The sequence below is a fragment of the Dietzia sp. DQ12-76 genome (assembly GCF_014145045.1).
Classification (GTDB): Bacteria; Actinomycetota; Actinomycetes; order Mycobacteriales; family Mycobacteriaceae; genus Dietzia.
This window is the reverse complement of the sequence record NZ_JAALDV010000511.1, coordinates 1-1,709: the sequence shown is the minus strand read 5'-3', so window position 1 is coordinate 1,709 and position 1,709 is coordinate 1. Positions and strand designations below refer to the sequence as shown.

The 1,709-nt window shown below is 72.7% G+C and carries 1 protein-coding gene and 2 pseudogenes; 1 reads left to right on the top strand and 2 read right to left on the bottom strand.

What is annotated here, in order from left to right:
* Positions 1 to 352: pseudogene (locus G6019_RS15820) on the bottom strand (gephyrin-like molybdotransferase Glp); the annotation flags it as partial.
* Between the two features lie 144 nt (positions 353 to 496).
* Entirely contained in the window at positions 497 to 1,396 is a 900-nt protein-coding gene (locus tag G6019_RS15815) for a UTP--glucose-1-phosphate uridylyltransferase (protein WP_107758169.1), read from the bottom strand.
* A gap of 85 nt (positions 1,397 to 1,481) precedes the next feature.
* Between G6019_RS15815 and G6019_RS15810 the strand changes: the two are divergent.
* A pseudogene (locus G6019_RS15810) lies at positions 1,482 to 1,709 on the top strand (5-formyltetrahydrofolate cyclo-ligase); the annotation flags it as partial.

Genomic DNA, 1,709 nt, shown 5'->3' with positions numbered 1-1,709 from the left:
GGACCGCGTCAGCCAGGGTCGGCAGGGGCGCGCCGGTGTCCACGCGGACGACCTGGCCGGGTTGGAGCCGGGTCGGCTGCCGGGATCCCGCGGTGATCCTCCCGACGACGGGCAGACCGGCCGGCCCGGCGGACTTCTCACCCGGGTCGTCGGTCGGGCCACCGACCCGGATGTCGACACTGCGGACCGCGTACCCGTCGATCGCGGACTGGTCGAAGGAGGGCAGCGGGCGCTCGGCCACGACCTCTTCGGCACACAACAGCCCCTGCGCCTCCGAGATCGACACGCGCACCGGTCTCGGGGCGACCGCGGCCGCCGTCACCAGTGCGAGCTGTTCCTCGACGGAGCGCACCAGGTGTCCCCTTCCCGTACGAAAGTCGCTGACCGTGCGGCGGTGTCACGCCAGGCGTGGCGGACCGACCGCCGGGTCCTTGTGGGAGAGGGTAGCGCCCGCGTGGCGCCATCCCGTGACGCCATTCCGTGACGGCGCCCGGCCTCAGTGGTCGAGCCGCCCGGCGAGCCACTCGCGGAGCTCGTCGGCGTAGGCCGGGTTGTCCAGGGCGAAGTCCACGCAGGCCTTGATGTACCCGCCGGGATTGCCGAGGTCGTGCCTGGTGCCGTCGTGGACCACCACGTGGACCGGGTGGCCCTCGTTGATCAACAGGTCGATCGCGTCGGTGAGCTGCAGTTCCCCGCCGGCGCCCGGCTCGATGCGCCGGAGCGCGTCGAAGATCGCGCGGTCGAGCACATACCGCCCGGCCGCCGCGAGGTTGGACGGCGCGTCCTCGACGGCCGGCTTCTCGACCATGCCGCGGACCTGCTTGACCGCCGGGTCATCCGTGTCGGACACCTCGAACACCCCGTACGAAGAGACCTCCTCCGGGCTCACCTCGAACGCGCAGAGGACGCTGCCGCCCCGCTCCGCGCGGACCTGCGACATCCGGCCCAGGATCCCGAACGGCAGCACCAGGTCGTCCGGCAGGAGCACGGCGACGGCCTGCTCCTCGTCCCCGAGCACCGATTCCACCTGAGCGACCGCGTGCCCCAGGCCCAGCGGCTCGTCCTGGCGGACGTCCACCACCTCGATGAGCCCGGGGGCCCGCTGGACCTTATGCAGCAGGACGTCCTTGCCCCGGTCCGACAGCGTGTCCTCGAGAACCTGGTCCTCGGAGAAGTGCGCCATCACCCCGACCTTGCGCTCGGAGGTCACTATCGCGAGCCGGCCCGCCCCCGCCTCGGTCGCCTCCTCCGCGATGAGCTCGATCCCCGGGGTGTCCACCACGGGCAGCAGCTCCTTGGGAACGGTCTTGGTGGCGGGCAGGAACCGGGTCCCGAGGCCGGCGGCCGGGACGACCGCGGTGCGGAACTGCGAGTCGGGCGAGGTGGTGGACGTCATGCCGTACACCATAGACGGAGCACCCCGCCCCGACCTCCGGACCACCGGCGGCATGGAGGCCGCACGGTGACGGCACACTGGGGTGATGACACCGGACAAGTCCGCGGTACGCCGCGCGGTGCGTGCGCGCCGCGCCGCGGTGCCCACATCGGTGCGGACGGACCGGGACCGGGCGATCCGCGACCATCTTGCCTCCCTGATGACGGAGGGGATGGTGGTCTGCGCGTTCGTTCCCGACGACGACGAGGCCGGCGGAGCGGGCCTACCCGAGGCGCTCGCCCTGGCGGGGGCGCAGGTGCTCCTGCCGGTCTCC

Coding starts and splice junctions, on each gene's coding strand:
- G6019_RS15815 (WP_107758169.1), bottom strand. CDS start 1,396: ATGACGTCCACCACCTCGCCCGACTCGCAGTTCCGCACCGCGGTCGTC.